The sequence below is a fragment of the Herbaspirillum sp. C9C3 genome (genome assembly GCF_013359625.1).
Lineage (GTDB): Bacteria > Pseudomonadota > Gammaproteobacteria > Burkholderiales > Burkholderiaceae_D > Herbaspirillum.
On the sequence record NZ_JABFMQ010000011.1, the window covers coordinates 21,828 to 47,381 of the forward strand.

The window sequence follows — 25,554 nt, forward strand, 5'->3', positions numbered from 1 at the left end:
GTACAGCCAACGGTGTGCAGCTGCCTTCAATCGTCGACAGCCGCCGCTGGGGCGCATGGTAATGGATTTGTTGCAGTGCGGCGAGAGCCGGATGAGACGGCGCGGCGCCGCTGCAACACTTCTGGGCAAGCAGGAAATGTGCCAGAGCCTGAATTTTCGGAAGGGCTGGAAATGTTAGTCCAGCGAAGTGCCGCGAATGATCTTGATGAGCCTCAGTGCCGCCGGCGAGAGATAGGTATCGCGCCGGTAGGTCAGTCCCATCCGGCGCAGCATGGTGGTCTCCTTCAGCACCACTTCGCGCAGATGGCCGCGCCCGGCCAGCAGGTTCAGCTTGGAGGCAAAGCCCAGCAGGTTGCTGCGCTCGATGAGCGGCATGATCATGTTCAGCACGGTCGGGGTGATCTGGACCGTGGGGCGGGGGAGGTGATGGCGGTCGAACACGTTGTCCAGCCACTGGCGGCTCAGGACCGATTGCGCGGGCAGCACCCATTGATAGTCCAGCAGGTGGCGCAGCTTGATCTTCCTGTCGAAGACCGGATGATTCGGACTGGCCATGACGACCATCTCGTCGCGCATGATCTCTTCGGTATGGAAGACTTCGTCATCCTGGATCATCGGCCCCAGCACCACATCCAGTTCTCCCGCCTTCAATCCCTCCAGCAGGGCGTCGTTCATGGAGACCTTCAGATCGATCGTGACCTTCTCCGCCTCCGCCAGCAGCTGCTGGCAGATGCCCGGCAGGATGTGCTCGGCCAGGGTGGGGATACAGCCCAGGCGGATGTTGCCCTCGCGCCCGTGGGCATAGTCGCCGATCTCGCGGGCGGTCTCGTCCATCATCAGGCTGATGCGCCGCGCGCGGTTGAGCAGGGCCTCACCCACCGCGGTCAGGCGGATGCCGCGCCCCACGCGTTCGAACAGCGGTGCACCCAGTTGTTCTTCCAGGCGATCAATACATTTGGTCAGCGCCGGCTGTGTCTTGTAGAGCCGTTCGGCAGCCCGTCCCACATGCCCTTCCTCGGCGATGACGGCAAAATACTTGAGATCACGGAAGTCCATGATTCATTCCTGAAAGTTATGAATTCAAAAATAAAAGCAAATATACATTAAATATTCCCGCACGTAGACTGCCCTCCAAACAAGAACACTCGCCCTCGGCGGTGACGACAACATGGAGACCAGTACGATGCAAGACTTGCCTTCTCGGCGCCATTTCCTGCGGCGCAGCGCGCACCTCGCGTTTGGCCTCGGGGCCGCGACATACCTGCCGCTGGCGCTGGCGCAATCCGAAACCTATGCCCATTCCTCCGGCAGCGAACACGCCGCCAGCCGTCTGCCGGCCGATGCCTGCGACTGTCACATGCACATCTACGACCCGCGCTTCGCATGGGCGCCCGGCGCCAAGCTGCTGCATGCGCCGGCCACCGTGGCCATGTATCGTCATCTGCAACAGCGACTGGGTACGACGCGCAACGTCGTGGTGACCCCTTCGGCTTATGGCGTGGACAACAGCTGCATGCTCGATGCGCTGGCACAACTGGGCAATGTCGCCCGTGGCGTGGCCGTGGTCAATGACCAGGTCAGCGACGCCGAACTGCAGCGCCTGCATCACGCCGGAGTGCGCGGACTGCGCTTCAACCTGGCGCTGGGGTCGGTCACCAGCGTTGCGATGATGGAGCCGCTGGCACGCCGTGTGGCGCCGCTGGGCTGGCATCTTCAGGTCAACATGCCCAATGAGGTCCTGCTGAACAACCGTGCGCTGCTATCGAAGCTCCCGGTGCCTCTGGTGTTCGACCACTTCGCCCGCATTCCCCTGCAGGCCGGCCCGACCCATCCGGTATTCGATTTCGTCACCGGCTTGATGCGCGAGCAGCGCGCCAGCGTCAAGCTCTCCGGCGCCTATCTCCACAGCAAGCGTGGCGCCCCCGATTACGAGGACGTCGCACCATTGGCGCGCGCCCTGCTGCAAGTGGCGCCGTCCCAGCTGGTGTGGGGCAGCGACTGGCCGCATCCGACCGAGCAACACAAGCCCGACGATGCACGCCTGCTCGATGTCATGACGGCCTGGCTGGGTTCGGACGCGATGGTGCATACCGTGTTGGTCGACAACCCCACTCGCCTTTACCAATTCTGACGGAGTCGCCCATGTCGCAGGTTTCCATTTCTCCCGCAGCAGCGGCTGTGGCTACACCCGTCGTCAGCGAAGAGGCCATCATGAAGAAGGTGTTGCGCCGTCTCATTCCCTTCATTCTGTTGTGCTACGTGGTCAGCTACCTCGATCGCATCAACGTCGGTTTCGCCGCGCTGACCATGAACAAGGATCTGGGCCTGACACCGTCGCAGTTCGGTCTGGGGGCGGGGCTGTTCTTCATCGGCTATTTTCTCTTCGAGATCCCCAGCAACCTGGCGCTGCATCGCTTCGGCGCCCGCATGTGGATCTCGCGCATCATGATTTCCTGGGGCCTGATCTCGATGGCCACCGCCTTCGTGGTCGGTCCCAAGAGCTTTGCTCTGGCGCGCTTCCTGCTGGGCATGGCCGAGGCCGGATTCACGCCGGGCATCTACCTGTACTTCACGCAGTGGTTCCCCGGTGCCTGGCGCGGCAAGGCCACGGCCTTTTTCCTGATCGGCATTCCGATCGCCAACATCATCGGCTCGCCGCTGTCGGGCGCTCTGATGGAATTGCACGGCATGTGGGGCTATCAGGGCTGGCAGGTGCTGCTCTTGCTGGAAGCCTTGCCGGCTGTGCTGCTGGGCGTGCTGTGCCTGTTCCTGTTGCCGGATCGCCCGTCCAAGGCTGCCTGGCTCACCCCTGACGAAAAGCAGTGGCTGGACAATGCCCTGTCCACCGAACAGAACGTCCTGGCCGCCCGTCATGGCAACAAGCTCAAGGATGCCTTTACCAACTGGCGTGTGTTCGCGCTGGCCGCTGCCAACTTCTGCGGCATCATCGGTTCCCTCGGCATTGGCTTGTGGCTGCCGCAGATCATCCGCGAGTTCGGCCTGCCATCGCATCAGGTTGGCCTGGTCGCGGCCGTTCCTTACCTGGTCGGTGCGGTGGCGATGATTCTCTGGGCGCGTCTGGCCAATCGCAGCGAGCGACGCCTGTTCTTCGTGGCCGGGGCCATCGTGCTGGCGGCCGTGTCGCTGGCGATCTCGGCCTTCCTGCATACGCCGCTGCTGAAGATGCTGGCCATTACCATCGCGGTGGCGTCCATCCTCTCCTTCCAGGCGACCTTCTGGGCCATCCCCTCGGGCTTCCTGACCGGACGTGCGGCGGCTGGCGGCCTGGCGCTGATCGTTTCCATCGGCAACCTGGGCGGCTTCGTCGGGCCGTCCGTGATCGGCTTCATCCGCCAGGCCACGCAGGGCTTTACGTATCCGTTGATCTTCGTGGCCGGTGCCTTGCTGCTGGGTGCCGTCATCACCCTGGCACTGGGTGATCCGTCCCGCGTTCCTCCCGCTTCCAAGGAAACAGCATGAGCTTCTTTGCCCCGCCTCCCGTGATCGAGGCCGGTGTCTTCACGCGCCTGCCCGAGCATTTTCGCAAGCCCCGCAAGAACGCCTGGGGTGATGCCAACCGGGGCGGCCTGCCCATCGATTCCTTCCTCGAAGGTCCTTCCTTCGACCGCCAGGGCCGGCTGTACGTCACCGACATTCCCTATGGCCGGATCTTCCGCATCTCCATGGATGGCCAGTGGGAACTGGTCACCGAATACGACGGCTGGCCCAATGGCCTGAAGATCGACAAGACCGGTCGTATCGTCATCACCGACTACAAGCGCGGACTGGTACAGCTCGATCCCGACAGCGGCAGTGTCACGCCACTGCTGGAGACGGTCGGTTCGGAAGGCTTCAAGGGTGTCAATGATCTGGTGTTCGGACCCGGTGGCGAGATCTATTTCACTGACCAGGGTCAGACCGGATTGCAGGACGCCACCGGTCGCGTCTACCGTCTCGCGCCCGATGGTCAGCTGAGCTGTCTGATCAACACCATTCCCAGTCCCAATGGCATCGTCCATGACCCGGTCCTCAATCACCTGCTGGTGGCGGTGACGCGGGCGCAGCAGATCTGGCGCATCCCGCTGCATCACAACGGTGTGGTCGGCAAGGTCGGCGTGTTCGCCAACCTGCACGGCGGTATGGCCGGGCCCGATGGTCTGGCGCTGGATGCGCAGAGTTGTCTCTATATCGCCCATACCGGCTTCGGCTCCATCTGGCGCCTGTCGAAGTTTGCCGAACCGCTGCTGCGCATCCGTTCCACAGCCGGTATTTCGACCACCAACCTGGCCTTTGGCGGACCGGATGGCAAGAGCCTCTTCATCACCGAATCCCAGACCGGATCCATCCTGCGCGCCGACGTGCCGGTAGCCGGCCTGCCCATGTACTCCCACGCTTGAGCGTGGGCTTCCTCTTCGTTTTCATCAAAGGATCACCATGAGCTCCCAACCTGATTTCATCCGCGATTTCGACCGCGTCGATGCCGCCGTCGTGGCCCAGGCATCGGAATTTGCCGCTTCCATCCTGGCCGATGTGGCCGGTCGTCGCGGCACCCTGTGCAGCCGAGTGGCGCCGCTGTCGCCCACCATGCGCGTGGCCGGACCGGCACTGACCGTGGAAGTCCGTCCGGGTGACAACCTCATGATCCACGCCGCCATGGCCATCGCCAAGCCGGGCGACGTGCTGGTCATCGATGGCAAGGGCGATGAGACCTGTGCGCTGATGGGCGAGATCATGGTCTCGCAGTGCAAGGCCAGCGGCCTGGCCGGCATCATCATCTATGGCTCGGTGCGTGACACTGAAGCCCTGCGCGAGATCGGCTTTCCGGTCTATGCCGTGGGCACCAATCCGAATGGCCCGACCAAGAACATTGCAGGCCGTGTGAACTGGCCGATCTCGGTGGGTGGCACGGCGGTGCAACCGGGAGACCTGATCGTGGGCGATGCCGATGGCGTGGTAGTGGTCGAGCGCGAGAAAGCGGCATCTCTGCTGGCTGCTGCGGCCAAGAAGGTGGCCGATGAAACCAAGCGCCTCTCCGAGATCCGTGGCGGTGGTCCGTTGCGTCCGACATGGCTGGAGGGCGCACTGCGCAAGGGTGGCGTATTGGCAGAAGGAGAAACGCTGTGAGCGCGGCAAACAAGGAGGTGGTGATCGTCACCGGTGTCGACCTGGCAGCGGAGGCGGTCGAGCTGCTGCGGGACTATCAACTGGTCTATGCCGGTGCCAAGCCGACCGAGGATGATCTGATCGCGCTGGCCCGACAACACCAGCCGGTGGCCATCATCGTGCGTTATGGCGGCGTGAGCGCCCGCGTGATGGATGCGGCTCCAGGCTTGCGCGTCATTTCCAAGCATGGCACGGGCATCGATTCCATCGACAGCCAGGCGGCGCAGCAACGCGGCATTGCCGTCAAGGCAGCGGCGGGCGCCAATGCCCCGGCCGTGGCCGAGCACACCTGGGCACTCATCATGGCCTGCGCCAAGAACGTGGTGGGGCTGGACCAGCGCATGCGGGAAGGGCACTGGGACAAATCCACCCACAAGAGTGTGGAGCTGCGCGGGCGCACCCTTGGACTGGTGGGCCTGGGCGCGATCGGTCGTCGTGTGGCAGCCGTTGCAGCTGCGCTGGAAATGCCGGTGCTGGCCCATGATCCGTATGCCGCTCAGGCCCCGCAAGGCGTACAGCTGGTCGATCTCGATACGCTCCTTGCGCAGTCTGACGTGGTCTCGCTGCATTGCCCGCTCACGCCCGAGAACAAGCACATGATCAACGCGCAGTCGCTGGCCTGCATGAAGGATGGCAGCATCCTCGTCAATACGGCCCGTGGCGGGCTGATCGATGAACAGGCGCTCATTGCCGCACTGGCTTCGGGCAGGCTGCGCGCGGCCGGACTGGATAGTTTCGAAAAAGAACCATTCACTGCACCGCATCCCCTGCAAAACGTCGGCAATGCCATCCTCAGCCCGCACATCGGCGGCGTGACCGCAGATGCCTATATCGCCATGGGCACCGGTGCGGCCAGTAACGTGCTGGCCGTTCTGAACGCTCAGGCGGTTGCCGCCTGATCCATAATGACCCTGGGCCAGCCGCCGACACAGGCGGCACCCGACTTCCGAGAGAGAGAGACATGGAGACAATCCAAGACGAAAAGCGGCTCGAGAGCGAGACCGTACGCAAGGTGACCTGGCGCCTGTTGCCCTTCCTGATGCTGTGTTACCTGTTTGCCTTCATCGACCGTGGCAACATCGGTATGGCGGCCTTGCAGATGAACCAGGATATCGGTCTGTCACCCAAGATGTTCGGCTTTGCCAGCAGCCTTTTCTTCATCGCCTACTTCATCTTTGAAGTGCCCAGCAACCTGGCACTGCAGAAGTTCGGCGCACGCAAGTGGCTGGCCCGCATCATGATCAGCTGGGGCCTGATCTCTGCCAGTACGGCGCTGGTGCAGGGGCCGACGTCGTTGTATTTCGTGCGCTTCATCCTGGGGGCAGCGGAGGCCGGATTCTTCCCCGGTGTGGTGCTGTACCTGACTTACTGGGTGCCTTCGGCCTATCGTGCCCGTATCGTGGCGCTGTTCATGGTGGCCATTCCGGCGGCCAGCTTCGTGGCCTCGCCGGTCTCGGCGCTGCTGCTGCAGATGGATGGTATCGGCGGATTGCGGGGCTGGCACTGGCTGTTCGTGCTGGAGGGCCTGCCGACGGTGTTGCTGGGGCTGGTGTGTCTGTCCTTCCTGACGGATCGTCCCGACCAGGCTCGCTGGCTCAATGAGCAACAGCGCCAGTGGCTGGTCGCAACCATGAACCGTGAGGCCGCCAGCCGTGCCGCCAAGCAGCATATCCCCTTGTGGAAGCTGTTCAGCCAGCCGCATGTATGGGGCATGGCGCTGGTGTGCTCCTGCGCCTCGGCGGCCGGTTCGGTCTTGAACGTATGGCAGCCGCAGTTGCTCAGGTCCTTCGGCCTGACAGTGATGCAGACCGGGCTGGTCAATTCGATTCCCTACCTGATCGCTTCGGTGCTGATGGTGTGGTGGGGTCGTCATTCCGACCGTACTGGCGAACGTCGCTGGCATACCGCCGTTCCGCTGATCCTGATCGGCAGTGGTCTGGCACTGGCTACGCTGGCCCATACGTTGGTGCCGGTGGTGCTGTTGCTGACCATGGTGCTCATTGGCGCCTACTCGTTCAAGGGACCGTTCTGGGCCATGGCGTCCAGCTGGTTGGCCACAGGCTCGGCCGCAGCCGGGCTGGCGGGTATCAATGCGGTATCCAATCTGATCGGTGGCGGCGTGATGGTCAACGTCTACGGCTGGGTCAAGTCTGCCACCGGCAGTTATGCCATGGCCTTGCTGCCGATGGTGGGTATGTCGGTGGTGAGCGTGGCCATCCTGCTGGTGTTGTCGCGCAAGTCGCGCGCGGCAGGTACGGGTGCCCTGAAGGAAGCGGTGCGCTGAGCCTGACGCAAGCGTGATGGAGTACATGAGAGCCGCCTGCATTTGCAGGCGGCTCTTTTCGTTCGGGCTGTCTGCAACAGCAGAACGCGTGCGTCGCAGATGTGATGATGGCTGTCACCTGTCGGTGTCCGAAGCCTGCGGCGAGGAGCGCATTCATCTTTGTCTTCGGACAAGGTTGCGTTGGGGCGTCTGGATCGGGCAATATCACGCACGGTCTTCACATTCCCGCCTCTGACTCTGACAAGGAATCCCATGCAGCAACACGAGAGCAAGCCACGCCTGCCGGTGGTCGACATCGCCACCGCCACCCCCGCACAAAAGGAAGTCCTGGACGATATCCTGAAGGGCCCGCGTGGCAACCTGGCCGGTCCCTTCCTGTCCTGGATCCACAGTCCCGAACTGGCGCAGCCTGCCCAGAAGCTGGGCGCATTCTGCCGTTATCACACGCAGCTGCCGTTGCGACTGTCGGAGCTGGCCATCCTGTGCACGGCCGCGAAATGGCAAGCTCAGGCGGAGTGGCAGATTCACTATCCCATCGCCATCGAGGCTGGACTGGACGCGGACAATATCGAGCGGATTCGTCTGGGCAGGCCCCCTGCCTTTGAGGCGCGCGACGAACAGATGATCTGGGAATTCGTGGAAGAACTGTACGAGAACAGACGTATTTCCGAGCCCTTGTATCGGGAGGCGCAAGAGCGCTTCGGTATCGAGGTGCTGGTCAATCTTGTGGGACTGCTGGGCTACTATTCTCTGGTGGCTATGACGCTGAACGTATTCCATGTGCGCCATGGACAAGCACCGCTGCCCTTTGATGAACCTGCCGGCAGCGCGGCGGAGTGAATGTCGGGGGTGTGTCTGGCAGTGGCATGCCGCCGGCCAGGCTTACGCGATATCGAGCACGATCCTTCCGCGCGGCGCCTTGCCGGACTCCAGCAGCGCGTGCGCGAAGGCAGCCTCTGCGAGGGGGAAGCACTGACCGACCGCGGGTACCAGCACCTGTTGTTGCGCCAGCAGCGCGACCTGTCGCAGGCACTCCGGATCGTCATCGATGATCGAGCGGATCACACGTACCTTGAATTCGTCCCCGCGTTCCCGGATCGGGGCAGCGACCAGCCAGACCAACTGGCCCCCGGGTTTGAGGACGGGATAGGAACGGTCGTGGGTGTCTGCGCCCACCAAGTCGAAGACGACATCGAACCCGCGCAATGTCGAGAAATCCTCCTTGTCATGGGCGATGACCCCGGTCGCACCCAATGCCAGCACGGCATCCCGGTTGGCACTGCTGCAGGTTGCCCAGACCTCGGCGCCCAGGTGCACCGCCAGCTGGATCATCAGACTGCCTACTGCGCCGGAACCGGCGTGTACCAGTATCTTCATGCCGCTGGATACCTGTGCTGTTCTGACCATGGGAATCCAGGCACTTGCGCCGGGCTGCAACAGCGCCGCTGCCTGTCGCTTCGTCAGCGAAGCGGGCTGCGCGACCACGCGCGCTGCCGGCAGGACGATGCTGTCGGCGTAGGTACCCTGGCCGAACATGTCGGCGATCACGCAGACGGCGTCGCCGACATGGAGACCCTCGGCGCTGGATTCGACGATCACGCCCGCACCGTCGCGGCCGGGGATCTTGGGTAGTCTGAGTGGTACGTGGCGTTCAAGCAGACCGGCCCTGAGTTTGGTATCCAGGGGAGCGACTCCCGCCGCGCACAGGCTGACACGGACCTGGCCCGAGGTCAGGGCGGGCGCCTCGATGGTTTCCAGAACCATGACTTCCGGGGGGCCGTATTGGTGATAGCGGATTGCCTTCGTATTCATCGTGCCTCTTTCGTGGATGTTTGGTCCTTGTGGAAAACCCTGCTGGCAGACCGTGCGCAGCGTTGGTTTGAAGAGCAGCCGGTCCGCCGTGAGCTACTTCAGGATCGGATCCTAGAGAGAAGCGTCAAGGCAATGCAAATAGACTATCCATATTCCAGTAATAAGCTGGGCTGATGTCTCGATAAGTTTGACTGATGATGCTATAAGCCACTGTCATTCGGACGTTCTGCCTGCCCTTGCGCGAGTGCGTGACGCTGTTTCCGTGGTGTTATCGTACGTCCGGATTTTGCGGCACTTTTTCTGCGTGCGCGGTGTCGCTGGCGAGCAGGAAAGGCCTGTGCAAATAATTTTCAAGAGGAATTGAATGAACAGAGTTTTGCAATCCATCCACGATAATTTGCCGCAATGGGTGGCTGACTGGTTCGACGTGCTGGTGCCGGCGACGGAGGTGGTGCTGATTTTTCTGCTGGCGCTGGCGATCATGCGGGTTGCCAGGCGCCTCATCGCGAGGGTCGAACGCGATTACGGTTTGCCGGCTACGGCCATCATGCTCACGCAGCGGGTGCTGGGATTTTTCATCTATGGCGGTGCCGTACTGTGGGCGCTGGAGCGGATGGGAGTGTCCGGTACGGTGCTATGGTCTGCGTTTACCGGATTCGCCGCCGTGGGTGCGGTGGCGTTCTTTGCGGTGTGGAGTGTGTTGTCCAATCTGTTTTGCGCCATCCTGATCTTTACTACAGGGCCGTTCCGCGTGGGGGACATGATCGAGGTGCTGGAAGGCGGAGACAAGCCTGGCGTAAAGGGGCGGGTGCTGGATATCAACCTGGTCTATACCACCTTGCTGGAGGAGGGGCAGGAAGAGAAGACGATCCTGCAGTTGCCGAACAGTCTGTTCTTTCAGCGGATAGTGCGCAGGTGGAGTGATGAGCGTGGGACGGGATTTTAGAACGCATCTCACGCCTATTGATGAAATGGGTTCTAGTGATGCGTGGCCACCTTCATTAGCCGTCATTGAGGAAGCACATATTTGAAAAAATGCTGAATCCCCTCCCAAGCCGATTCTTGATTTCATCAGTATGAATGGGCGCTAGAGGAGGGGATTCGTCTTTCTAGTCGATAAGTCCTAGTTGGTAGAGAGAATGGCCTGCTCCATTTTGAATAAAGTCGGCGTAGGATTTTTTAGTCACTTTGCTGATAAAAATTTCGATTACTCGTGCCTGCGCTCTCTCGACTGCAGTAGCCACATCATCGAAGATGACCCAGTCCGTTAGCTCAATTCCAGGAATCTCAGCGTTTCTTCGTTCGTTGATAAAGTCATTCAACATATCAAAACTAAAAGTCTTTTCTCTTTTTTTATTATTGCAGCGAGCGCAAACAGGAAATAAGTTGCCAGAGACATTGTTAGTTTTCAACGTGTAGGTTGTGCCTCTTTTTTTGGCATTTATATGGTCGATTTGGAACGCGGATGGATGGTAAAAGCCCAAACAGTAAAAACAAAGTCGTGCTCCATATCCTATGTGTTGATTGGCAAGTTGCTGTACTTGCAGAGTCGGGTGAACATCCTTGGGACGGAAAGCTGGTCTGCCGCTATTTCCCCCCCATAAGTTCATCCTATTCTCAAGCGCAGTTACACCTGCTTTCTCTAGATTGCTGCCGCCGATAAATCCAAGATCACCGCTCGTCATGTACTTTCGGTGATCGCTTTCTTCCTCGCCATATACCTTGCGAATCGCTACGGCCTGGTCGATCTTGTCTCGTATTTCCCATTTGTCTGGATATTTGTCGGAGTTGAATTTCAGGGTCCGCAATCTCTCCGCTGTCACCAGATTGTCTTGCTTCTTGACATTGCACGATGCACACGACAAGACGAGATTAATGGTCTCGTGCAGGTAATGATCCAGGTAAGTATCTGCGTCGTGATCCCGGAATCTTTCCCCTTTGCTGAAATCTTGAAAGATTCGATAGCGGACATAGATGCGCTTCGCAATCACGTGATCCACATGCATTCCATCAATAGGGATCGAATGCATGCACCACGGGCACCAGTAGATCGGGGTGGTCGGCTCTTTAATATAGAAATATGGCAGGCAATCTATATATTTTGCTCTCACCTCTTTAGCGAAGCCCCTGGCTCTCTTCAAGTTCTCAAATTCCGAGGGGAAATCAGGTAACGTCGCCCCCTCAAAATTTTCAATGCTTGTAGAGATAATGTCTTGGATCTGGTTGTTGGCCAGGGCGCGTGTCAAAGGACTATTGACGGTTCTTCTCTCCTTTGAGATGGGCTTTTTAAGGACAGTCGAACTTTCGCCTTTGTTGCCGTTTTTCGTTGCGAATTTGAACCTGAGATTTTTCAGCTTATCTGTAGGACCGACCATGAAATTTTTCCTGGGGTTACGTTGTTTCATTTGGACCTGAAACATGCACTTCTTGATGAACAAGCGCTATATCGGATATCTGTGGCGATGTAATTACCCGATCATGCGGCGCAAGAACTTTGGTCGAATTCGCTGTGAGTAAGGATCATAATCGAGCGCAATTGCCGTAATCTTGTTGCCGTTCTTTTGCAGATCATCAAATTCCTGATACGCGCCAAGACGGTCCTGCTTAAGCAATTCCATTTTTTCGCTGCAGCTTGATAAGCCATACCAGTCGCCATTGCTGGTTAGCCGATATTCAAACGCAAGTCGACGTCGTTGATCGCCGTCCGTGCTTGTAATCAAACGGATCGAGTAGATGGGTTCATCTGGCAAGAATAAGTAGCGGTTATCGACAAATACATAACCTCCCTCGCTCCAGTCCAGATGATCGCGGTCATTGTCTTTTTCATCTGGCTCGTCTGACAGTTCGACGTCGGATGAGCTCGTGCCATCTTTCCGCTCCACCGACAACATCATTCGAAGGCGATAGTATTCGTTATACGATGCGCGTCCCTTGCCACGCTCTTCAACAATGAATTTGATGCCCGTCAGGTGGCCATCGACGCGGAGTTCTCGCTTGTCAACGGTGGCTATTCGTTCAAATTCCTTGAAATTTGTTTTTGGCACGCCAACCGAATACGCGATAGGCGAGGCGTTGGAGGCGATGCGTTGCAATGTAAGTGCATCGCCGACTTCGTTGGACGTGATAACACGTTGTGCTGACTGCCTCTCTTTTAGTACTGCAACCAGATACGTTACATTCTCCGCACCCTCGAATTTCAGTCGATTTTCTGGGTCAAGCTTGAATGCACTTACCTGCCCGATATTTGCTTGGGCGATGGCGACGCCTCCGGTGCCTGTCGAAAGGCATACCTCTGCTGTGTCCCCGGTGGAATCACGTACGATGGTGATTGCTGAGACAAGGGTTCCATCTGATTTTTGGGTCCAAAGCTGATGTCGACTTCCGATATCGCGTTGCAAGGCAATTCGACGTCTGTCGGCCGTTGTGAATCGACTGTCCGTGTCCTCGCATCCCTCAATTGAAAGTACCAAACCATTGGGAGCTTTCAGAACGAAATACGCTTGTTGTATTTCCGATCTTGTGATGTCGTCTGCCGTTGCCTCTTGAACGTTCCAAATAATGGTGCTGTCGCTTGTATCGTTCCGCTGTTTCAGTACAGGCGTCCCATTGAGCGGCAAACTCAGAGAATATTTTGGCCCGAGTCCCGCGTTTCGAAGTTCGCCAGTCCCTGTCAGTTCCCAAACTTGGCTGCGGTCAATTTCTGCTAATTCAGCCAGACCGACTTTGACCGTGGTAGGGGCTGTCTCGCCTTCCTTCGGTGTTTGAATCAATGCTGTCAGCGCGAATTCAGTGGTCTTGCGGTTGCCGGGAAAGCCGTACGCTACCGGGATAACACTGACAATGTTCCCATTTGGAGTTACACGCCATAGAGCTTGTCGTGTCCACTCAAATTCTTTCCCGGTGACACTGCCTGCTTGTGGCGATTCGCCATGCACGGCAAGGCATTTCTTATCGTTCGAATTCTTGAATACCACAATGTCATGTCTAGTGTGGCGCCCAATTTCGTCATCATATTTTCCATAAAAGAGGAAGTAAGCTCGGTATTTGGTCACCAGGTCCATGGCGGAGTGTTTGGTAGCGAACTCTTTCAGAACATTGGCGATGCTTGTTCTTGTGCCTGGGGTGAGAACATTGATACTTGGAATTAGCCGTTCTCGCTGCACAGCTGACCACCGCTGATAATCATAAAGAGATTCAGCCCACTTGCCAGCTTGTTCGATGACTGCACCTTCGCCTCCAACGGCATGTATGGTGAAGGACTGTTTTTCAGCCGTATCTTTGTTTCTGGAATTTTCTTGTTTGCTTTTCTCGAAGCTGGTATCGGATTCGAACGATGCCGTGCCGGTATCTCCGGCTACCTTAAGACGCCCGGCATATCGGTTTACTGCCTCCGACTCGGACTCGCTGCCATCGAAAGTTTTCACGTCTGTCGCAAAAAGTCGTCCGCCCACAAGTGTCTGTGTCGCGACGAATTGCCCAAAGCACCCAAGCACTTTCACGATTGCCTTGAATTTGCTCTCTTCGTTTTCTTCCGCAAGTGCGAGCAAGCAGGCATCTTCAAACTCTTGGCTTGCACAGGGCGAAGTTGTGTCGAACGATAGCTCAACTTTCGGAAGGAAGAAGTTTGCCGTGATGTAGATTTTCTTTTTTATTCCACCCCCATTGGATCCTTCAGCGTCGTAATAGGCAGCTGAAACGCCAACGCCAACACTGGCTGCTTTACCTGCAGCGACAGTCAATGAGGACTTGATATCGGTAACACCATTTTTCTGAACTTGGTGCATCGCTTCGGTTGATGCAAAGTGATTCTCAAAATAGCCGGTGAAGTTAGGCTTGCGATATAAGAGAGCTGCTATGGAAGTTGGTTTGATCTTTCCCTCTCTTTCAACGTCAACTTCCCGGCGTAGCACTTCTTTGAAACCTGTCTCTACCGGATTGGACATACTGTGGTCGATGATGATGCCCTTGTAAAAACCAATTCGATCCAACAGGTCCTCACGCTGTGCAAGGTTAAGGTCGAAGAAGTCTATTGTGTTTTGCAGTTGCGCATCATTCTGGAATATTCGAGTCAGATGCTTTTCTGCGAACTTATGGTCTTCCAGGCTGAGTTTCTCGAATGTATCGAGCAGTCTTTTGTTGATCTCCGGTGCCGAAACTTTTACCGCTTCAAGTAGCTGCGACCGATGATCTCGGGCTTCTCGTTCCCGTTGTTCAATCTTGGCTTCGCGTTTGGTGAGTCCATCCTTAAGCTCTCGCTCGGTAAGTGTTATCCCTTGTTCATCCAAATCATCATCATCTTCATATGGATTGGCTGGCACGGGGTAATTTGAATCCAGGCTTGCACCATTCGTATTGATCGATGGCTTAACGGTTTCAATGTTGACCAGATCTTGGTCCTCGCGGACCTTCCGTGGCTTCGTGTTGAAGTTCTGAAGAGTCTTCCGTGTATCTGGCATATCGAATATGGAATTGATGTTTAAAAAAAACGAGGGGCTTGGGCCCCTCGTTCCGTGTCAGTACTTGTAGACTCCGCGCACTATCAGTGTGTTTTCGCGCGTGCTGCTATCCATGCTGGTGCTGCCCTGGTAGCTCAGGCCCAGGGTCCATCCACGGCGCAGGAGAAACTCGATGCCGGCGGAGGCCGATAGGGTGTTCTGATCCAGGCCCAGCACCGTTACCGCATAGGTGTCATTGCCAACGTCGGCATAGCCCATCGTGGCCACGCTATCGCCCTTCAGGGACTGACTGTATTCCAGTCGGCCGGTCAGTCTGAGGGCACCCCATGATGTCGGGATGCCGTACTGGCTACGCAAGCCGCCGACAAGTGCCAGCGTGTTGATTCGCTGGTTTGCGTAGGAGAGGTTGTAGTCGCCGCCGCCGGTCTCGGTGTAGTGGCGCAGCAGGGTGGTCGAGAACTGCAGGCGGCCGTAGGGCGACAGCATCAGGTTTTGCCATTGGAATTCATAGCCGCTGCTGAGGGCTCCGAAGAATTGCTGGCCGTTGCGACTACCGTTGGCCGATCCACCGGAGTCGGTAATGTATCGATGGCTGTCGAAGTTCAGGTAACTATAGCCCAGCAGCGTGTCCACAAAGAGCTGTCCAGGATGATAACTGGCGTAGAGCGCCGCGCTGGCGGCATTGCCCTTGCTCTGGGTGCCCGACGAAGCAATATCGCTGACATCACGACCGAAGCCAAGTCCCAGGCCGGCAACGAAGTCCGGCCCAAATCGGTAATCGGCACCGGCGCTGATGCCGACCGTGGTGTGATCGAGGCGCAGGCTATCCTTGTTCGTCGTGCCGAAGTTCACGTAGCCGCCGGTCCACAGCGCCAAATTGGGGTCAGTCACCCAGGGCTGGCCGCCTGCCTTGGCTTTGGCCGGATCTTCGCCGGTGGCCAGACCGCTCGCATCTTTGGAAGCTGTAGAGCTTGCCAGTCCGTCTTGGTTGCGAGTGTTACGCGGGACCGCGACAGTGATATTGAACAGGCCGCTGCGGCGTTCGGATTCCTTGTGTAGATGCTCCAGGCGGTTGTTGAAGTTGCTGAGCTGAGCGCTGGCGAACTGCACCGCGCTCTGGGCCTGCGCGTTCACCAGCCCGGTTACCTGCTGATCCTTGCTGGGATCTGAGCGCTTGGTGATCTGCACCGTCACGGTTGCCGTATTGGATGTGCCGGTGGCGTTGGTCAGCGAATACTGCAGTGCCAGGGTTCCGCTAGCCTGCGCTGCGGCCGCGAACGTCAGGTAGTAGGTATTGGTGATGGTCGCCGTACCTTGCGACGCACTTGGCGTGTTTAGCAGGGTAGCTCCCGTATATGGGCTACCGGTAGCGCCGTTGGTCAGATTGACAGTAATGGTCTGGCCGGCCATCACGGTTGCGGTCTGATTCACTGCGACCGGCACACTTGTGGATCCGGCAGCTGCGACAGTCAATGTATAGGCATTTGAGGCTGTGGCAGAGGCGGCATCCGTCACTGTCACGGTGAAAGAATAGCTGCCCGATGTGGTTGGCGTGCCAGACAGGAGACCGGTCGTTGTGTTAAGGGTGAGCCCGGTCGGCAACGTTCCCGACAGGGCATAAGTGTAGGGACTGGTGCCACCACTGGCGCTGAACGTCTGGCTATAAGCGGCATTTACTGTTGCCGAGGCTAGTGCGCCAGCGGTGGGGGACAGTGCAACCGCGGTCGCGGTGACCGTAATGTTGGCCGTCGCGGCAGTTGAGGTCCCGCCGCTGTTGGTGGCAGTATAGGTGAAGCTGTCGGCGCCGGAATAACCTGCCACGGGGGTATAGGTGATGCTGGTGCCGGATGCCGTTGCCGTACCGTGGCTTGGTGCTGAAGCCACCGCGACGGAGGTCGCCGTACCGGTGATCGACAGGGTGACTGTGTTGTTGCTGCTATTGGCGGCGACGGTGGTCGACGTCGCGGCAACAGTCGGCGCCGACACTGAAGAAGCTGAGCAAGTCACAGTGAGGCCAGTGATGTAGGTCCCGACATTGACGACCAGATTCAGGCCAGTGGCTGAGAGTTGGGATGACGTGACCTGATAGGAGTGAGACCCGGAGACATGGCTGCTACTGTAATAGTTATAGCCGTATGCGTTGGTTTGTGCCGCATCTTGGAGGAGCACATAGTCAGTGGCTAGCGCATTAATGCTGGCAGGATCATTGCCGTTATCGCTGTACGAAACGGAGACCGATTCATCGCTGTTAAATGATCCTGCAGCGTATGAGGCACTGTAGGCGCTTCCGCTGAGCGCATTGACGGCTGTACATGACGCGGACAATGCCGCGTATGCCGCATTTGTTCCCAGCACCAGCTGCAATACCAGCAAGACAAGCAACCCCGCAAACCGCTTCAGAGATAACTCCTTGCGCGATTTCCGCTTGCCCCTGTTCAAGCGAGAAACCTCTTCCCCATCAAATCTCATGTCAAATTTCCGTAATTGTCCGTGTTACAAAGAATTACGATTTTAGTTGCTTGTCTCTTTGGTTTAAGTCAGGAGTAAGGGAGTTTCTCCTGTCTTTACCTAAGTTAACTCCGTGGAATTAGTAAGGAAACTTCCTGCCGGGATAGGAAGCTCTTCATTGGCGGAGCGCGACGCGGGTCGATCAGGAGGCATTCGCTCCGACGCGCGCAGATGAAATTTGGCAATTCATTGATGAGCTGACTGAGACCGTTAGGAGCACCCTTGCGCACTGTGAAGGAGGGTATGCAAGGTCGGTCGGCGTAGCGTTGCCGTGCATCTTTGTACTCATGGCCACAAGCTTGGCCATGACTTGCTTCCAGACAAAGGGCAACTGCTGCCTTATAGCGATGACGTAATTCCGGTCATGCGTGAAGCCTGAAAATCAGCTGCAAATGATTGATGCAGTGTCAGCTGTGCACTGGGTTTCTGGGGAGTTGGGCGTCCTCAAAAATCCAAGTTTTCAGGCTAAGAAAGTAGTGCTTTCATTTGACGCTAACAAAACATGTACTCTGGCAGCCTGGCCCTGCTTCTCGCTGTATGAGCCGTTTGCTCCCGCCCTCGGATGGGAGGTCAACAATGCGGTAAGCCGTGTGTATGCTGTTGAGGGATCCTGCTTCGTGCTGGCACCCAGTTGCGTGATCAGCCAGGAAGCGGTTGACGAACTCTGCGATACCGCCGACAAGAAAAACCTGATCCATGCAGGAGGCGGACACTCCGTCATTTACGGGCCTGACGGAAGCTCCTTGACCCCGAAAATTCCGTAGACGGAAGAGGGATTGCTCTTTGCCGAGCTTGATCTTGGCGTCATCAGCATCGCAAAGAGTGCAGCCGATCCGGCAGGTCACTATGCGCGTCCGGACGTGACCCGGCTGTTGCTCAATTCCAAGCGCCACCGCCCTGTCGAATTTTTTTCTGCGACAGGCACGTCAGTGCAAGAGGCTATGGAAGCCCTGCCGTCTCTGAAGAGCACAGACGATGAGAGCACACCGAGAGAGCGCGAAGCTTGAAGTGATCATTGCCAGCAATCCCGCAATAGCTTCGCGCACATGAAGAAAGGGGGTGGAAGATTGAGCTTCCCCCCTTTTCTCTTCCTGCTCCCCACCTGATGTGCTTACTTCCGATTGAGCACAGCCTCCTGCTTCATCTTGACCAGCTCGTAAAGCGCCGTGACGGTAGGAACGGAAACCCCACAGCCGCACGCCTGTTCGGCGACGGCGCCATTGATGAAATCGATTTCCGTCTGTCGGCCTGCCTCGATATCCTGCAGCATCGACGGCTTGTGGTTGACGTGCATCCTGAAGGCATCCAGGAGGGCCTCCTCCACCTTCGCCATGCGGGCGGGAATCTGGAGCGCCTGAGCTACCGACACCGTTTCAGCGGCAATGCGCATCGCCAATGCTCGCCCTTGCTCGGTCGATCCAGCCGTACCGACTGTACAGCCGATAACCGCGCACACCGAGTTGAGTGCCGCATTGAAAGCGACCTTTTCCCAGATGGCAGCTCGTACCTGAGGATCAGCACTGCAATTGAGTCCGGCTGCACTGAAGATTTCCGCCACTCGGCTTACTTCCGGCCGCTCCTTGCCCGACATCGTCCAGATCCTGACATAACCCTCCCCATGACTATGCACCACCCCCGCAGACTTGAGATCTGCAGGGAGATTGGTCATCCCGACAATGATGCGCTCGCTCGGAACGACCTCGGAAATGATTTCCGCATTACCCAATCCATTCTGCACGGATAAGGCCCAGGTATCCTGGCCCACAAGATGGGAGATGCTACGTACTGCGCTTTGGGTATGCAGGCTCTTGGTAAAGAACACGATGAGGTCAAACGGCTCGGCAAAGGAGTCAGCCCTGCCTACCGGGACTCTTACCGTATGGGTGCCACTGTCATCGGAAAAGGCCAGGCCGTTATCGCTGATCGCCGCTATCGTAGCGGGCGCGACTTCGATGAAACTGACCTTCTGTCCGTTCAACGCAAGACGCGCACCAAATAGTCCGCCCATGGCACCAGCGCCAACAATGGCAATGTTCATGCTTGCTGCTCCTTCTCTTGATGTTTGACGGTCGCCGCTGCGCGGGGAATATGCTTGCTCACCATCAGCAGGGTCACGAAGACGAACAGCATCGCCCCTCCCAGCATGGCGAGATAGCCGGAAGCACCACCTTGGGTGATCACGATGGCACCCGCAAATGCACTGAGGATTGCCCCCAGGCGACCGAATGCCAGCGCGCCCGCCGTACCAGTCGCGCGTACCTGGGTCGGATAGATATAAGCGCAAAGCGCGTACATGGTGCATTGGACGGCGTTGACGAAAAGTCCGTGCAAGCCTATCCCCGCGACCAACAAGGTCGTCTGGCTGCTCACGTCCAGGCTGCGCAACGCAAATGCAGTCCCTGCGGCGGCCAGGCAGCAGAGCAGCATGGGAACACGTGAGCCGAAGCGACCGATGACTACCGCGCACAACAGTGCGCCAAAGACTCCGCCGATGTTGTAGGCCGTGAGACCGTTGGCGGCTAACGATGGGCTAAGGCCTTCTCCTGCCAGCATCGTGGGGAGCCAACTGAATGCACTATAGACGGCCAGCAGGTTCATGAAGAAGGCGACCCAGATTGCAATGGTGTCGCGTGCCCTTCCATCAGTGAATAGCGCACGGAATCCTGCTTTTGGCTGAGAATTCTGTTCGCGCGCATCGGTGAAGCGCATCCCCGCAGCGATCGTGCGGGACATACGCGTGAGCAGGGACCGCAGCTCATCCCAACGGTCGGGCTGGCGTGCCAGATATCGTGGCGACTCCGGAATGCTGAACCATAGCAGTACAGAAAATGCCAACGGCAGCATGCCACCCAGCAAGAAGAGACCACGCCAGCCATAGTGGGGCAGCACCAGGTTGGCGAAGAGCCCGGCCAACATTCCTCCCAGGGGAACGCAGACGATGGTCGCGGTGACGGCAAAGGTACGTATCCGGGCCGGGCTGAATTCTGCCGTAATCGTGGTGGAGACAGGCAGGGCACCGCCGATTCCGAGGCCGGCGAAAAACCGCAGAATTGCAATCGTGGTGATATCCGGAGAAAGCGAGATCAGGCTGGTAGCGATCCCGAACACGAAGACACTGCCAATGATGGCCAGGCGGCGACCGAAGCGATCTGCGAACAAGCCGGCAAAGGCGCTTCCCAACCCCATGCCGACCAGGCCAGCGGCCACTGCCGGAGCAAACGCATTGCGCGTGACACCCCACTCCTTGATCAGGCTGGGAATGGCGAAGCCAATCAGCTGCCCGTCGAATCCGTCCATGACGATCGACAGCGCTGCCAGGATGACCACCATCTTCTGGAAGCCGGTAAACGTCCCTTCATCCAGCACGCGCCCGATGTCGACGACCTTTGCTTGATCGATCCCGTAGGTGCTCATGTGCGCTCCCGGATAGTGTCTTCGATGGTGACCGCGGCGAACGCATTGATGCGGATTGGATCGTGCCTGTGATGCTGGTGCCAGGATGTCATTTTCATGGCTGTCTCCTTGGTTGTATCGCACGGGTCCGGTCATTTTCGGCCCGCATTGGCGATTGTTTTTATAATGATTGGCAACGCCGGACGGCGTACCGCCCCGCGTGCAGCGAACCCTCTCAGAACGGATACTGGCGCTGCGAGGTTTGAACCGTGATCCAACGCAGATCAGTGAATTCGGCCACCCCGGCGCTACCGCCAAAATGACCGAAGCCACTGGACTTCACGCCGCCGAAGGGCATATGCGCCTCGTCATGCACGGTCGCTCCGTTGATGTGGCAGATCCCGGACTCGATACGGCGTACCAGGTTCAGTGCGCGGGCGATATCACGGCTGAACAGTGCGGCCGAGAGGCCATATTCATTGTCGTTGGCACATGCAATGGCGGCATCGTCATCCTTGACCCGCACGATGGGCTTGACCGGACCGAAGGACTCCTCGTGGTAGATGTCCATCTGCGCTGTGACATGGTCCAGCAGCGTGGCCGGCATGAGCGTGCTCTCGGCCTTGCCGCCGCACACCAGCCGTGCTCCCTTGGCAAGGGCATCATCGATCAGCGCGTTGCAGCGCTGCACGGTTGCCCGGTCGACGACCGAACCCAGCACGACCGGCCCTTGGCGGGGATCACCCAGCGGAAGGCTGCGCGCCTTGGCTACCAGGCGGGCGACAAAGTCATCGGCCACACGTTCGTCGACGATGATGCGCTCGGTGGACATGCAGATCTGTCCGGAATTGGCGAAGGCACCGAAGGCCGCTGCCTGCACCGCAGCCTCGATGTCCGCATCGTGCAGCACGATGAAAGGTGCCTTGCCCCCCAGCTCCAGCACGGATGGCTTGAGGTACTTGGCGCATTGGCCGGCGATGATGCGGCCCACGCGCGTGGAGCCCGTAAAATTGACACGTCGCACTGCCGGATCAGCGATGATGGCTTCAACAATTTTGCCGGCATCTTCCGGCGCGTTGGTGATGAAGTTCACCACGCCAGGCGGCAATCCGGCATCCTGGAATGCGTCAATGATGAGGCCATGCGTGGCCGGGCAGATTTCAGATCCCTTGAAGATCACGGTATTGCCGCAGGCCAGCGGAAGTGCGACCGCACGCACGCCCAGGATGACGGGGGCATTCCAGGGGGCGATACCCAATACGACGCCGGCCGCCTGGCGAACACCCATGGCGAGGTTGCCTGGGACATCGGAGGGAATGAGCTGCCCCGCGATCTGGGTCGTCATCGCTGCGGCTTCGCGCAGGCCGTCGGCGGCCAGATGCACGTTGAAAGCCGCCCAGTGATGAGACGCACCGGTCTCGGAGGCCATGGCCTCCGCAAAGGCGTCTGCGCGGGCTTGCAGCGCATCAGCCGCACGGGCGAGCAGGCCGCGGCGTTCTCCGGGCCCCATCGCTGCCCAGGCCGGGAAAGCCTCAGCAGCAGCGCGAACGGCCGATTGTGCATCCGCGACGGTCGCCGCCGGTGCTCGCGAGGCAACGCTCTCATCGAGCGGGTTGCGCCGCTCGAAGCAAGCACCGCCAGTGGCTGGACGGCGCTGGCCGTTGATCAGCATGTCAACTTCTTTCATAGTCTCCTCCTGTTGTTTCTAGCTTCTTTCTCGCTGCCAGGGCATTAGTATCGATTTGCAACCAAGCAGAATCCTAACGAAAACAATCAGCGCACCACGACTTCCACCAGACGGGGTTCCTTCGACGATATCGCCATCTGCAGTGCAGCGGCCAGCTCGCCGGGCTCACTCACACGCACCCCTTTGCATCCCATCGACTGCGCCAGTGCAACGAAGTCGAGGCCGGGAAGATCAGTCCCTTGGACCACGTCGCCGGCACCGAAGCCGAAAACCGGCGCGAAGTCCTGCAGGGCGGCGTAGCGCCTGTTGTTGATGATCACGAAGGTGAGAGGAAGACGCAGCTGCACAGCGCTGTAGATGGCTTGCGGCGAGTACATGGCAGAACCATCCCCGATCAGCCCGATGACGCGTTGCTGCGGCCTGGCCAGGGCAACCCCCACCGCCGCCGGCATGCCATAGCCAAGACCGCCGCTGGCCATGGTGTAGAAGGTTCCCGGGCGTGTAAAGGGCAGATAGGCCTGCATGGTCGGACGAGATCCTGGCGCTTCCTCCACGACGATATCCTCTGCTGCGCGCACCTCAGCGAGGGTCTGCATTGCAAAGGCCGCTGACATCGGTGTCTCCGGCTCGGCGCGGGGACGCGCAGCACGCGCAGGTGGCAGCGGACGAGCGGCCGGCGGATGCTTCAGCAGCTGCGCCAACAGGTCTTGCAATCCCAGCTGGATATTGCCGACGATGGCGGTCCCGGACGGCGTCCAGGAAGCCGTCACCGGATCATCAATCAATTGGTACAGCTGCGCACCGGGTGGCAGATGCGGCCCACTGCCTTCGACGTGATAGGTGAAGGCCGGAGCGCCGGCTACGAAAATCAGGTCATGGCCGTTGAGCAATTGCACGATCTTCTCGCGCATGGCCGGCAGGAATCCAGCGAACAGGTGGTGGTCTTCCGGGAAGCTGCAACGCGAGGACATGGGCGCAACAAACACGCGTGCGTTGGAGGTCTCGGCCAGACGAAGCACCTCCTCCCAAGCCCCGGCACGGTCCAGCTCCGAACCGACGACGATGGCCGGACGCTCACTGCGGTGCAGGGCGGTGGCGAGGGCAGCGATGGCCTCAGGCTCCGGGCGGCTGCGCGTGGTGACTTCGGTGGCCTCGAGCAACTCCCCAGGCTGATCCCAGTCATCCACGGGAATGGAAACGAACACCGGACCACGCGGTTCCTGCATGGCAATGTGGTAGGCCCGGGCAAGTGCACGCGGAACGTCGGCGGCGCGCGCGGGCTCGATACTCCACTTGACGTAGGGCTTGGGAAGTTCGGTGGCGTGCGAGGCGGCCAGGAACGGATCGAATGGCAGGATGGAGCGCGCCTGCTGGCCGGCAGTGATGATGAGCGGAGTGCGATTGCGGAAGGCGGTGAAGATGTTGCCCATGGCATTGCCGACGCCCGCCGCCGAATGCAAATTGACCAGGGCGGCCTTGCCGCTGGCTTGGGCATACCCATCGGCCATGCCGACCACCACTGCTTCCTGCAAGCCCAGCACGTATCGGAAATCGGCCGGGAAGTCCCGGAACATGGGCAGTTCAGTTGAGCCCGGATTGGCAAAGACGGAGGTCATGTCCAGGCGACGCATCAGATCGAGGACGGCGTCGCGAACTGTGATTCCAGGTGATTGGGGCGCCTGCATGTGAAGTCCTATGGAAGATCTTGTGACTTGGGTGGAAAGTGATTCGGGTGGAGTATGTGACGCAATCATCTCTTTGAAAATTGCCAAATTGGATAAAAGTCATAACCTTTGGTAATGTGCTGACTCATCTCACGCAAGCGCCGAAATGCTCAGCCAGCACCATCATCGGGAGAAATCATTGAGCTTCAATCTGCAGCAACTGGAAATGTTCTGTGCCATCGTCGGTGCCGGTAGCCTGGGGCGAGCGGCGCACGTGCTTGGCCTGACCCAACCGGCCTTGAGTCGCGCCATCAAGCGTCTCGAGGAATCCGTTGGCGGCGTCCTGTTTGAACGTCACACCACCGGCATGCACCTGACACAGCTTGGACAGGCGCTGCTGCCGCACGCACTTTCCTTGCAACGGGAAGCCAAGCAGGCGCGCGACGAACTGGATGCCCTGCGTGGTTTGAGCAAGGGCGTCATCAAGGTCGGCGCGGTGGGGAGCATTGCCAGTCTGGTACTGCCACTGGCTGTGGCCGGTGTACTGGAAAAATGGCCCAACCTGCGCGTGGAAATCATCGAAGGCGTTTGGGATCGTCTGGCAGAGGGCTTGCTGACCCACGAGATCGACCTGGCACTAGGCACGTCGGGCATGGAAACCGATGGCGTGGCAGCGATCGCGGACTGCTGCTGGACAGACCTGAGCTACGTGGTGGCAGGAAACGATCATCCCCTGCGGGGCAAAGACAAGATCACCCTGGCCGAAACCCTTGAGCTGCGATGGGCATTGACTCCTGCTGGCACAGGACCTTATCTGCATTTGAAGGAAACGTTTGCGAAGGCTGGATTGCCGATGCCTGAGATCGCAGTGGAATCGCGTTCCGTCACGGTACTCAAGAGCCTGGTAGCACGCTGCGGATTCGTGGGCTGGATGTCCGGCCCCATGTTCGATACGGAACGCAAGGCCGGCCTGATTGATGCGCTGCCGGTGGAGGGACTGAAAGCCCCTCGGACCTTGATGGCATTTCGACGCCGCCAAGGGATACTGCCCACACCAGCGACCCGCTTGCTGGACGAATTGCGCAATCTCGCGGGTTCCTTGCAGTCTTTTGGTCCTCATCCCAGCTCTGCAGATAACGTTTCACCGCACTATTCTTCGCGGTGATCCCTGCGATGGCACTCTCAATGAGTCAGTTTTCAATGCAAATCCGCAAATTCGTTCCATGATGAGTGAGCGATGTACGGTGACTCGATCTGTAACTGCTCGATGCTGGAGAAGCGAACCAGGTAAAAACACTCTGACTTAAGCGTGCCGAAGAAGCGTTCCATGGCCGCATTATCCAGGCAGTTTCCGCTACGCGACATGCTCTGCGTAATGCCGTTGTCGGCCAAGGTGCGGCGGTAAGTGTGCATCTGATATTGCCATCCCTGATCCGAGTGCAGCATGGGGCGCAGTCCCCTTCAAGGTCGAGATGGCCTTCCTGAGCATGCTGTCGACCGTCTGGAACTGAGGTGAACGGCTTGACTGATACGACACGATCTCGCCGTTGTACAAGTCCATTCAATACTCAGGGAGGACTTCTTTCA

General features: G+C 58.6%; 20 protein-coding genes and 1 pseudogene. 11 read left to right on the top strand and 10 right to left on the bottom strand.

Translation table 11 applies throughout. The features are described 5' to 3' along the window. Nucleotides 1-174: 174 nt before the first annotated feature. Nucleotides 175-1,056: a LysR family transcriptional regulator gene (locus HNO82_RS12275; RefSeq protein WP_175343919.1), complete on the bottom strand. Its 882-nt coding sequence runs from the start codon at nucleotides 1,054-1,056 to the stop codon at nucleotides 175-177. A 127-nt stretch (nucleotides 1,057-1,183) separates the two neighbouring features. Here HNO82_RS12275 and HNO82_RS12280 point away from each other — a divergent pair, with 127 nt between their 5' ends. From HNO82_RS12280 to HNO82_RS12310, 7 genes are all read left to right on the top strand, one after another. After that, nucleotides 1,184-2,131 carry an amidohydrolase family protein gene (locus tag HNO82_RS12280; protein WP_175343920.1) on the top strand — a complete coding sequence of 316 codons (948 nt, stop codon included), beginning with the start codon at nucleotides 1,184-1,186 and terminating at the stop codon, nucleotides 2,129-2,131. An 11-nt stretch (nucleotides 2,132-2,142) separates the two neighbouring features. Beyond that, nucleotides 2,143-3,480, top strand: a complete 1,338-nt coding sequence (locus HNO82_RS12285; RefSeq protein WP_175343921.1) for an MFS transporter — start codon at nucleotides 2,143-2,145, stop codon at nucleotides 3,478-3,480. Next, complete coding sequence (locus HNO82_RS12290; RefSeq protein ID WP_008333148.1) at nucleotides 3,477-4,397, top strand: SMP-30/gluconolactonase/LRE family protein; 921 nt, start codon at nucleotides 3,477-3,479, stop codon at nucleotides 4,395-4,397. The genes HNO82_RS12285 and HNO82_RS12290 overlap by 4 nt, the downstream gene beginning before the upstream one ends. Before the next feature lie 37 nt (nucleotides 4,398-4,434). Continuing rightward, on the top strand, nucleotides 4,435-5,124 hold the full coding sequence (locus HNO82_RS12295; RefSeq protein ID WP_175343922.1) for an RraA family protein: 690 nt from the start codon (nucleotides 4,435-4,437) through the stop codon (nucleotides 5,122-5,124). After that, nucleotides 5,067-6,062 (top strand): hydroxyacid dehydrogenase, encoded by a 996-nt coding sequence (locus tag HNO82_RS12300; protein ID WP_175343923.1) that lies wholly within the window; start codon nucleotides 5,067-5,069, stop codon nucleotides 6,060-6,062. Before HNO82_RS12295 ends, HNO82_RS12300 begins: the two co-directional genes overlap by 58 nt. Nucleotides 6,063-6,124: 62 nt before the next feature. After that, on the top strand, nucleotides 6,125-7,447 hold the full coding sequence (locus tag HNO82_RS12305; RefSeq protein ID WP_175343924.1) for an MFS transporter: 1,323 nt from the start codon (nucleotides 6,125-6,127) through the stop codon (nucleotides 7,445-7,447). A 252-nt stretch (nucleotides 7,448-7,699) separates the two neighbouring features. Further along, nucleotides 7,700-8,287, top strand: a complete 588-nt coding sequence (locus tag HNO82_RS12310) for a carboxymuconolactone decarboxylase family protein (RefSeq protein WP_175343925.1) — start codon at nucleotides 7,700-7,702, stop codon at nucleotides 8,285-8,287. 42 nt (nucleotides 8,288-8,329) lie between these two features. Here HNO82_RS12310 and HNO82_RS12315 read toward each other — a convergent pair whose 3' ends face one another. After that, on the bottom strand, nucleotides 8,330-9,259 hold the full coding sequence (locus tag HNO82_RS12315; RefSeq protein ID WP_175343926.1) for an NADP-dependent oxidoreductase: 930 nt from the start codon (nucleotides 9,257-9,259) through the stop codon (nucleotides 8,330-8,332). A gap of 364 nt (nucleotides 9,260-9,623) precedes the next feature. On the opposite strand from HNO82_RS12315, the gene HNO82_RS12320 reads away from it, so the two are divergent. Then, nucleotides 9,624-10,205 carry a mechanosensitive ion channel family protein gene (locus tag HNO82_RS12320; protein WP_175343927.1) on the top strand — a complete coding sequence of 194 codons (582 nt, stop codon included), beginning with the start codon at nucleotides 9,624-9,626 and terminating at the stop codon, nucleotides 10,203-10,205. A 163-nt stretch (nucleotides 10,206-10,368) separates the two neighbouring features. Here the strand turns inward: HNO82_RS12320 and HNO82_RS12325 are convergent, their stop codons facing one another. The 3 genes from HNO82_RS12325 to HNO82_RS12335 all read right to left on the bottom strand — a co-directional run bounded on the left by HNO82_RS12325 (nucleotide 10,369) and on the right by HNO82_RS12335 (nucleotide 17,184). Then, nucleotides 10,369-11,664 (bottom strand): HNH endonuclease signature motif containing protein, encoded by a 1,296-nt coding sequence (locus tag HNO82_RS12325; protein ID WP_175343928.1) that lies wholly within the window; start codon nucleotides 11,662-11,664, stop codon nucleotides 10,369-10,371. 63 nt (nucleotides 11,665-11,727) lie between these two features. After that, nucleotides 11,728-14,577 (bottom strand): hypothetical protein, encoded by a 2,850-nt coding sequence (locus tag HNO82_RS12330; protein ID WP_217509901.1) that lies wholly within the window; start codon nucleotides 14,575-14,577, stop codon nucleotides 11,728-11,730. A 195-nt stretch (nucleotides 14,578-14,772) separates the two neighbouring features. Continuing rightward, on the bottom strand, nucleotides 14,773-17,184 hold the full coding sequence (locus HNO82_RS12335; RefSeq protein ID WP_175343930.1) for an autotransporter domain-containing protein: 2,412 nt from the start codon (nucleotides 17,182-17,184) through the stop codon (nucleotides 14,773-14,775). A 431-nt stretch (nucleotides 17,185-17,615) separates the two neighbouring features. On the opposite strand from HNO82_RS12335, the gene HNO82_RS12340 reads away from it, so the two are divergent. Beyond that, the gene (locus HNO82_RS12340; RefSeq protein WP_217509902.1) at nucleotides 17,616-17,987 is read left to right on the top strand and encodes a carbon-nitrogen hydrolase family protein; all 372 of its coding nucleotides are present in this window, start codon (nucleotides 17,616-17,618) and stop codon (nucleotides 17,985-17,987) included. 12 nt (nucleotides 17,988-17,999) lie between these two features. Further along, nucleotides 18,000-18,230 (top strand): hypothetical protein, encoded by a 231-nt coding sequence (locus tag HNO82_RS22110; protein ID WP_217509903.1) that lies wholly within the window; start codon nucleotides 18,000-18,002, stop codon nucleotides 18,228-18,230. A gap of 104 nt (nucleotides 18,231-18,334) precedes the next feature. On the opposite strand, the gene HNO82_RS12345 is transcribed toward HNO82_RS22110, so the two are convergent. The 4 genes from HNO82_RS12345 to mdlC form a co-directional block, all read right to left on the bottom strand. Further along, complete coding sequence (locus HNO82_RS12345; protein ID WP_175343931.1) at nucleotides 18,335-19,261, bottom strand: ketopantoate reductase family protein; 927 nt, start codon at nucleotides 19,259-19,261, stop codon at nucleotides 18,335-18,337. Then, nucleotides 19,258-20,637: an MFS transporter gene (locus tag HNO82_RS12350; protein WP_008333105.1), complete on the bottom strand. Its 1,380-nt coding sequence runs from the start codon at nucleotides 20,635-20,637 to the stop codon at nucleotides 19,258-19,260. The genes HNO82_RS12345 and HNO82_RS12350 overlap by 4 nt, the downstream gene beginning before the upstream one ends. A gap of 214 nt (nucleotides 20,638-20,851) precedes the next feature. Beyond that, nucleotides 20,852-22,303, bottom strand: coding sequence for an aldehyde dehydrogenase (locus HNO82_RS12355; protein WP_175343932.1), 1,452 nt, complete (start codon nucleotides 22,301-22,303; stop codon nucleotides 20,852-20,854). A gap of 86 nt (nucleotides 22,304-22,389) precedes the next feature. Then, the gene (gene mdlC / locus HNO82_RS12360) at nucleotides 22,390-23,988 is read right to left on the bottom strand and encodes a benzoylformate decarboxylase (protein ID WP_175343933.1); all 1,599 of its coding nucleotides are present in this window, start codon (nucleotides 23,986-23,988) and stop codon (nucleotides 22,390-22,392) included. 178 nt (nucleotides 23,989-24,166) lie between these two features. Here mdlC and HNO82_RS12365 point away from each other — a divergent pair, with 178 nt between their 5' ends. Continuing rightward, complete coding sequence (locus HNO82_RS12365; protein ID WP_175343934.1) at nucleotides 24,167-25,132, top strand: LysR family transcriptional regulator; 966 nt, start codon at nucleotides 24,167-24,169, stop codon at nucleotides 25,130-25,132. 89 nt (nucleotides 25,133-25,221) lie between these two features. Here HNO82_RS12365 and HNO82_RS12370 read toward each other — a convergent pair. Continuing rightward, nucleotides 25,222-25,528 (bottom strand): annotated as a pseudogene (locus HNO82_RS12370) (transposase); the annotation flags it as partial. Nucleotides 25,529-25,554 lie beyond the last annotated feature (26 nt).